Source organism: Chamaesiphon sp. OTE_20_metabat_361, assembly GCF_031364565.1.
Map to the genome: position 1 here is coordinate 1 of NZ_JANLWO010000382.1, position 8090 is coordinate 8090.

An 8090-nucleotide genomic window follows, 5' to 3' on the forward strand; every position below is an offset into this window, starting at 1 on the left:
TAAAGAGCCGAAAACCGTCGGCAACGCTACTAATCAAACAACTGGCTGGCGCGTTGGCGATCGCGTCATTCATCGCAGCTTTGGGGTTGGTCAAATTTCACATGTTTTCGGTACTGGCAACAAGCAATCTGTCGCGATTAAATTTCCCAATCTCGGTCAGAAAATTATCGATCCCAAAATTGTCGGCTTGCAAAAAATCGAGTAGCGACGCACTCGATCGTGTTTGATACCGTTTTCATCTAAAATTCCCCCACACCCATCTTCCATCTCCCATCTCCCACCTCCCATCTCCCATCTCCCATCTAATTTTCGACCCAGATGTTGACAATCGCTCAAACTCATGCGAGTATAGTAGATGTGATTAAAACACCTGATGCGGGTGTAGCTCAGTGGTAGAGCGCAACCTTGCCAAGGTTGATGTCGCGCGTTCGAATCGCGTCTCCCGCTTGGATATCCAAAATATATCTGTAAAATTAGATTGATTGTAAAGAAGTCTCCCAATTCGGGAGACTTTTTTATATGCTATGAACATAGCATTAGTTATTTTTGTGTCATTACCACCGCTCGATCGAGACGGACTAAAAAAAGATATTGTGACACCTCCTCACCACAAGATTCATTTAGACCAAGAATATCCTTGCCCGTGCCATCTGCATGGCAAACTGCAACATATCGTCCTGACGGAAGCCTTTGGCTGCGATCGCTGCCATCGCCTCTTTGTGTTGCAAGCCGATGGTTTGGCGATCGAGGAATTAGCAGCCACTTACCCCTACAAGCGCCGCTATTATTGGAATGGCAAACGGCTCCAAGTGCTCAGATCGCTACCACAAGGGTCTTTTTGGGCATCTCGGCACGAGAGTTGGGCAATTTGGATGCAAACACTAGGCGCGATCGGGCTAGTGCTGTTACTATTGCAACTATATTGTCGAGCGATCCTGACTAGTCCGCTCCTCAATCTTGTAATATCAATAGCGATCGCTATTATCGTCCTTATCGTCATTACGCTCTGGTTATTCGACCAAGGTTAAACACCTCTTTTATGGAACATGCGAATGCCAACCTCAGCTTAGCTAGCATCCTAGCGCAGTCAAACCACGCCGGACAACATCTGGCTTTGACTAGCAGTAAGCAGCGCGAACAAGCGATCGGATCGATGGCGACTGCCTTGCGATCGGCATTTCAAGATATCCTTGAAGCCAATACTCTCGATCTGGAGGCAAGTCGCGAATTAGGGATCGCCGATCTGCTCCTCGATTGGCTCAAACTCACTCCCGAACGACTGGGGCGGTACATCGATTTATTGTATCGGCTGGGCGAACTGTCGTCGATCTATGGCAATCCCGATCCGGGCGCACAAGCAGGAGATCGGCATAGCTATAGCCAAGTTAAACCGCTCGGGACGATCGCTTTTATCTACGAAGCCTTACCGGAGTTGGGGGCAATTGCTGCTGGGATGAGCATCAAAACAGGAAATAGTATCGTTCTCCGAGGCGGTGCCGAGACTCAACATACCAATCTGGCGATCGCGATGGCGCTCAGAAAGGGGCTAGAACAATCCGCTGTCTCCCCCGATGCCATTCAAATCATCGACCCCAATCCGCGACTGTTATACGAGCTACTAGCACATACTCAGCAAGTTAATCTAGCTATCTGCTATGGTAGACCGAGTTTGATCCATCAGGTAACGCAACAGGCAACCGTCTCGATCTTGCCAGCAGCGATCGGGAATTGCTATTTGTATTGGGGTGCCAATGGGAATTTAGAGCTAGTCCGGCACGCAATTTGCGACAGTCATATCGGCGAACCAGATGCTGTTAATGCGATCGAGAAAGTGTTGATCCATACCGACAGATCTTTGACATCCTTGACGACACTCTGGAAAAGCTTAAAAGATCGGGGTTTTCAACTTTACGGCGATCGAGAATTAGTAGCCAACTATAGCGAGTACTTACGGCTAGCCCACGATGACGAGTGGTACCAGCCCTATCTGCGTAAAAATATTGCCTTTAAGTCCGTTCAAAATGTCGATGAGGCGATCGCGACGATCGACCGCTACAGCAGCGGTCACGCTGATTGTATCGTGACCGACTCATATTTAGAATCCCAGCAATTCGTGGCTGGGATTAATAGTGCTTGCGTCTATATCAATGCTTCGCCACGCTTCTATCGCCACCAGCGGGGATGCGATCGCATTTTGCTGGGGATGTCTAATTATCCAGGTGCCCAACGTGGCTCGATCGGTTTAGCCGCTTTAATTGCCACTCAGCAAGTCACAATGGGGTGAGCTAAACGAGGGGATAGGGGATAGGGGATAAGGAATAGTGGATAGCTTGCACTGAGCGACAGCCGAAGTGTGAATAGGGAATAGGGAATAGTGCTGAGCTTCCCTATTTGTCGCTGGTGCAAGATGAGATCGGATGCTTGTGAAAAAGGGACAATTTCAGAAATTGTCCCTTTTCAACTTTGATTTAAATACCGGAAAAAGATCTGGTCTGCGGAAATGGTAACGGCAAGCGCCATCGGGTGCTAGCGACGCGGACGCGGTGGCGGAACGCTAGAACTATCATTACTGCTACTGCGCCGTTCTTCACCGTCTGCCGATTTGCGAGTGGGCTTGATCCGGGGCGGACGATTCTCTTCTGGAATGCTGCTGGCAGAATGCTCCTGCTGCTCGTCTGAGTCGCGATATTTAGAGCTACTACTCCCATAAACATCGAGGTGGCTGGATTGACCGACTGCGGTGGCGGCTGCTTGTAAAATCGTCCGCACTGCCTGAATATTTCGGCCACCTCGACCAAACGCACTGCCTTGGTCGGCACTGGCGATCGCTACCCGAATCCAGACTCGCTGACGCTCGATCGTATATTCACAATCGATGCTCAGGGCGTCCGGTGCGCTCAAAAACGGTTGGAACAAAAATTTGACTAGTTGCTCGTAGTCCGGCAAATTAGGTTGAGGGGTCGAAAATGTCACGTTGCTTTGATACCTTTTTGTTCGAGCACGTTCGCTTTTTCTAAAATCCGGCGGACGGTATCGGTGGGCTGAGCGCCTTGTTGGAGTCTTTTGAGAATCGCTTCGGTATCAAGGCGAACTTCGTCAGTTCTGGGGTTGTAAAAGCCTAGTTCTTCGAGTGGGCGACCATCGCGTCTGCTCGTACTTTGCATTGCTACTAGACGGTAGCTAGCTTCCCGCTTTTTACCAAATCTTTTGAGCCGAATTTTAATCATGTTGAAGCAGTTTAGCTGGTAATATTGGTGAGTTGGATTATTGACCCACAGCCTTCCAATCATAGCACAGCAGTTGCCAATATTTGGAGATTGAGTCATTGATGATGTGAGCGCTAGTCAGCAGGGGCGCTAAAAGAATGTTTAAAAAGTATAGATTAGCACTTGCAAACCCTAGAGAATCCCCCCTTTCTTGTCTCGCTGTCTTGTCGTTTTTTTATTCGGGGGGAACCCCCGAATAAAAACGCCGCAAAACCGTCGGGTTCCCCCATTCCTGACAAGTTAAGGTTAGTGGTTGTTTGAGATGAACAAGCTAAATGTGGAGTTTGAGTTTTTCTGACTCGATCGAAGTACAAAGGTTCTCGATCGCTAGACATGTGATGGATTGGTCGATTGATAAATCGTCAAACCTGCTTGAAACTTGCGATAGCGAAGCTCTGCCTTGGCAGGTCGAAGCTTAACTTGTCACTAATCGGGTTCCCCGATTGGTGACAAGTTAAGAAAAACCGAGGTTTGTCAAGGAGAGAAAGATTTGATGTCAAACTGGGGCTAGCACAGAGTTAGAACCAAGTTTGACAGATGCCTAAAAAGCGGACAACAAATCGTGACCACGCGAAGCGACAACAACGTCCGAGGATGGAAGAGGAGGCGATCGCAGCACAATTAGAAGAGCTAGTTACACCAGCAGTACTAGCACAAGAGAAATACTATCGCCAACTCGGAATGAGAGATAGAATCTTGAATCTGCCGCTGATGGTAGCAGCAGTACTGACACTAATTTGGCGAGACGTAGCTGGAGTCAGAGAACTGAGCAGAATACTTGCCAGGGAAGGATTTCTCTGGTGCGAACCAACACAAGTTAGCCAACAAGGACTATCACAGCGATTCCTGACATTTCCTGCCGAAATATTTGAGCGAGTATTCACAGATAGTTACAGTATCCGCGACCGAGTTGTTAAAATGGGTGCTGGCACAAAGACAATCCCCTGCATCACAATGAGATTAGTCGAAATTAGAGTGGGGAAAACTTGGTGTTCTTACGCGACGTTTTCGGGGGAAGCTTCCCCCGAAAAGCTCGCTTATCTGACTAGTGTACTTGACCCACTGATTTTACCTCCCGATGTAGTTGCCGATTTGTATGGCAGAAGGTGGCGAATCGAAGAAGCATTTAATCCGGTTAAACGGTTGTTGGGCTTGAGTTATATCTGGACGGGTTCACTCAATGGCATTCAATTACAACTCTGGGGGACTTGGCTATTTTATGCTGTGTTAGTCGATCTCGGTGATGCTGTTGCTGCGGAGGTATCTCTTCCTTTTGACCGCATTTCTCTAGAGATGATTTATCGTGGTATCTATCATTTCTATGTCGCTCATCACAAGGGTTTAGCTACTGACCCTGTTAAATATTTTGCCGCTCCTGAAAATCAAGATCTGGGAGTTGTTAAATCTATCCGCAAACCATTCAAGAAATTGATTATTGACCCCTTCCCAGAACGAGTGAGTAGGGAAGGGCCATTTTTCTTTGAGCCGTCCTCTCCACCCTGCTTGACAACTGCACTTGCGCCTTAACTTGTCACCAATCGGGTTCCCCGACCATGGAAGCGCACCAAGCGGGGGGATTTACCCATTGAAAACGGAGCTGATATGAAAGTAATTGGGTTAATGAGTGGGACATCAGTCGATGGTATCGATGCTGCTTTGGTCGAAATTGCTGGGACGACCCTCGATTTGCGAGTGGAATTGTTAGCAGGAGCGACCTATCCTTATCCTGACGCGATACGATCGCAAATCTTGGCGGTCTGTAGTGGCGAGCGGTTATCGCTGCTAGAACTTGCCGCTTTAGATGATGCGATCGCCGACTGCTTTGCCCAAGCGGTGCAGGCGATTCAGGTCGATCGACCATTGGCAGTACTAGTCGGCTCTCACGGTCAAACGCTCTACCATCGCCCGACCACCGATCGAGCGATGGGTTACAGTCTTCAGCTCGGACGGGGCGAACTAATTGCGGCAATGACGCAGATCGAAACGATCGATAATTTTCGGGCGGCGGATATTGCGGCGGGCGGGCAGGGTGCGCCTCTGGTACCCAAGCCCGATGCTTACCTCCTCGGTCATCCGAGCGAGCATCGCTGCGTCCAAAATATCGGCGGCATTGGGAATGTTACCTATCTCCCACCCCATAACCAGCCCGACTGGGAGCGGCAAGTCTGCGGATGGGATACCGGACCGGGAAATAGTTTGCTCGATCTAGCTGTGACCCAATTAAGCCAGGGTAAACTGACGTTCGATCGAGATGGTGCCTGGGCGGCGACTGGGCGCAGTTGCAAATCTTTAGTTCAAAAATGGTTAGAGGAGGATTACTTTCGCGCTGTACCCCCCAAATCGACGGGCAGAGAGCTATTCGGTGCCGAGTATCTGCAAGCGTGTCTGTTGGATGCCACCGCTGCCGATTTGAGTGCGGCGGATCTGTTGGCAACGCTGACCGATTTTACAGCTAGTAGTATCGCTGATAGTTACCGTCGCTTTTTGCCACGACTGCCAGATCGGGTCTTGCTCTGCGGCGGGGGCAGTCGCAATCTGTATTTACGGCAACGTCTGGAGCATCATTTACCCCATATCGCGATCGAGACAACCGATACTGCGGGGCTAGATGGCGATTATAAAGAAGCAATTGCTTTTGCCGTCTTGGCATATTGGCGCAAGTGCGGGATTCCGGGCAACTTCCCGCTGGCGACAGGCGCAAAGCAAGCGGTACTATTAGGCGATGTCCATCCTGTCTACTGAATTGGGTATATTTGAAATAGTGCATCAATCGCTGTCCTCAAGTTTAACCCGATTAATTTGGGCACCTAGTCTGTTTAGCATGACCTATCTGAGGTCTGGAATTAGTACCCCCGATCGCTTTCGTTTTAATGTTCAATTTTTATCTTCAGTCTGGTAATAATATTAATGTGTTGGCAATCTCCTTATTGACTGACATGGAGGCGTCGATCGCGTGAGAGATGAATACTATGGTCGCTTACTAGTTCAACGCTATCAATTACTTGAGATCGCGGGGAAAGGTTCGATGGGGCAAGTGTATCAAGCCAAAGATACACTTTTGGGGGGCGTAATTGTTGCCGTCAAATTTTTGTCGCGCTCCAAAATCAACCAGCGGGTGCGAGACAGGTTTATGCGCGAAGCCACTATCAGTGCGCTATTGGGCGAAAAGAGCATCCACATCGTCAAGGTGCGCGATTATGGTGTCGATGATGAGGAAATGCCATTTTATGTGATGGAATTTCTAAAGGGCGAAAGTCTCAAGGAGGCGATGCAAAATAAACCTATGCCACTACCGAAGTTTTTTAGCTTCATGCGGCAAATTTGTCTGGGGTTACAGTGCGCCCATGATGGAATTGAGATCGACGGGAATGTCACTCAAGTCGTCCATCGGGATATCAAGCCGAGCAATATTATTATTATCAAAGATGCCACGCTCGGGGAATTAGTCAAAGTATTGGACTTTGGGATTGCGTTGCTCAAATCCGATGATTCGCCGACTGGCTTTATGGGTACGCCTGCATACTGTTCGCCCGAACAGATGGATGGCAAAACCTTGGACAATCGGGCGGACATTTATAGTTTGGGCATCATGATGTTTCAGATGCTCACGGGGGAACTCCCCTTGAAGCCCAAAGCCAGTTCCTTTGAAGGATGGTTTCAGTCGCATCACTACCAAACCCCCAAGTCATTTAGCGAAGTCAAAGCCAGACTAGACTTACCGCCAGCATTGATGGATATTGTCAATCAGTGCATGGCTAAAACTGCCGTACAACGCCCGAGCAGTGTCACGGAAGTGCTCAACGTCCTGACTCAGATCGAGCAAGTACCCGATCGATCTGCTGCTTTCTCCAATAGCTTAGTTTCTAACGAAGTTCGCCCAGCGCCGCAAACTAATACTATCGAAGCGATCTGTTTGCAAAGTGTGTGGCCAAAAGATAAGCCCAGAGCTGAGATCGTCTTTCCGCAGCTCATTGAGCATCAAAATACCGAATTGGCAACGATGTGGATCATGCTCTCGCGTAGTGAGATCGAAAAATATCGTAACAATAAACCACATGCACAGTTTTTATTCGTGGGTGCGCCCCATCCAATGTTGCTGTGGCTGACAACGCTGTACCAAACCGAACAGCAACATCGGATGTTGCCCTGCTATCTCGATCTCAAAAAACCGATCGGCGAAAAAACACTCCAAGTCCTCACCCAAACTGGTAGTTACCGTTTGATCTTATTTGCCCTTGAAGGAGACGAACGCTGTGTCTGTACGATCGAGGGTAAGGTGCCGCTGCGAAAAATTCAACTGCTCAAAGAATGGTCGTTAGAAAGCCAAAATAGCCCTGCTACCCACGGGCAAATTAAGGAAAGCAAGCGATCGCTCAAAGAGGAATTAGAATCACTCAAGCCCAAGCTAGTTGCCAGTCTTCAGCGGCAAATTTCTAAGAAGAACTTAAATTAATTCAAAATAGTCATCAAACTCAATCTCCAATAATCTAGCTAGATTTTGGCTGGTTTCTTGGAGTATATAAATGCCAAATACCAACTGATTTTGGTAGTCAAAGTCTCGTTCGAGGAGAATTTTTGTAAATTGCTTTTTAAGTTCCTCGCGATTTGGGCGATAGTCTCTAGGATTAATTTTCGCACCGTTATAGGCAATAAAGAAGGCAAATAAATCGGTTGGGTTGTCCTGCCAGATTTTTTGCCAATCGGGTTCGAGATCTGCCGCAAAACAAGCATAAGGATCGACACCTAATGCGTGAAAAACTAGATTTCCTAGTCCCATGCCCCCATACCGCAATGGATTAAGTTCGATCGGCATCAAACGCTCGC

General features: G+C 48.4%; 9 protein-coding genes and 1 tRNA gene. 7 read left to right on the forward strand and 3 right to left on the reverse strand.

What is annotated here, in order from left to right; translation table 11 throughout:
- From RMO35_RS11180 to RMO35_RS11195, 4 genes are all read left to right on the forward strand, one after another.
- The coding region (locus tag RMO35_RS11180; RefSeq protein WP_309741240.1) for a DUF3553 domain-containing protein at positions 1–205 on the forward strand (205 nt) is incomplete at its 5' end.
- A 170-nt stretch (positions 206–375) separates the two neighbouring features.
- Positions 376–447 (forward strand) — tRNA-Gly (locus RMO35_RS11185).
- Positions 448–524: 77 nt separating this feature from the next.
- On the forward strand, positions 525–1028 hold the full coding sequence (locus RMO35_RS11190) for a hypothetical protein (RefSeq protein WP_309741243.1): 504 nt from the start codon (positions 525–527) through the stop codon (positions 1026–1028).
- An 11-nt stretch (positions 1029–1039) separates the two neighbouring features.
- Positions 1040–2284 carry a gamma-glutamyl-phosphate reductase gene (locus RMO35_RS11195; RefSeq protein WP_309741246.1) on the forward strand — a complete coding sequence of 415 codons (1245 nt, stop codon included), beginning with the start codon at positions 1040–1042 and terminating at the stop codon, positions 2282–2284.
- Between the two features lie 242 nt (positions 2285–2526).
- Here RMO35_RS11195 and RMO35_RS11200 read toward each other — a convergent pair whose 3' ends face one another.
- Together RMO35_RS11200 and rpsP are read right to left on the reverse strand one after the other, a co-directional pair.
- Positions 2527–2973: a KH domain-containing protein gene (locus tag RMO35_RS11200; protein ID WP_309741248.1), complete on the reverse strand. Its 447-nt coding sequence runs from the start codon at positions 2971–2973 to the stop codon at positions 2527–2529.
- Positions 2970–3227 (reverse strand): 30S ribosomal protein S16, encoded by a 258-nt coding sequence (rpsP, locus tag RMO35_RS11205; protein WP_309741252.1) that lies wholly within the window; start codon positions 3225–3227, stop codon positions 2970–2972. Before rpsP ends, RMO35_RS11200 begins: the two co-directional genes overlap by 4 nt.
- A gap of 576 nt (positions 3228–3803) precedes the next feature.
- Between rpsP and RMO35_RS11210 the strand changes: the two genes are divergently transcribed.
- The 3 genes from RMO35_RS11210 to RMO35_RS11220 all read left to right on the forward strand — a co-directional run bounded on the left by RMO35_RS11210 (position 3804) and on the right by RMO35_RS11220 (position 7719).
- Entirely contained in the window at positions 3804–4793 is a 990-nt protein-coding gene (locus tag RMO35_RS11210) for a transposase (RefSeq protein WP_396135653.1), read from the forward strand.
- A gap of 75 nt (positions 4794–4868) precedes the next feature.
- Positions 4869–6008, forward strand: a complete 1140-nt coding sequence (locus RMO35_RS11215) for an anhydro-N-acetylmuramic acid kinase (protein ID WP_309741254.1) — start codon at positions 4869–4871, stop codon at positions 6006–6008.
- A gap of 211 nt (positions 6009–6219) precedes the next feature.
- On the forward strand, positions 6220–7719 hold the full coding sequence (locus RMO35_RS11220; protein ID WP_309741259.1) for a serine/threonine-protein kinase: 1500 nt from the start codon (positions 6220–6222) through the stop codon (positions 7717–7719).
- Here the strand turns inward: RMO35_RS11220 and RMO35_RS11225 are convergent.
- A partial coding sequence (locus RMO35_RS11225; protein WP_309741262.1) for a hypothetical protein occupies positions 7711–8090 on the reverse strand: 380 nt, incomplete at its 5' end. The genes RMO35_RS11220 and RMO35_RS11225 overlap by 9 nt on opposite strands.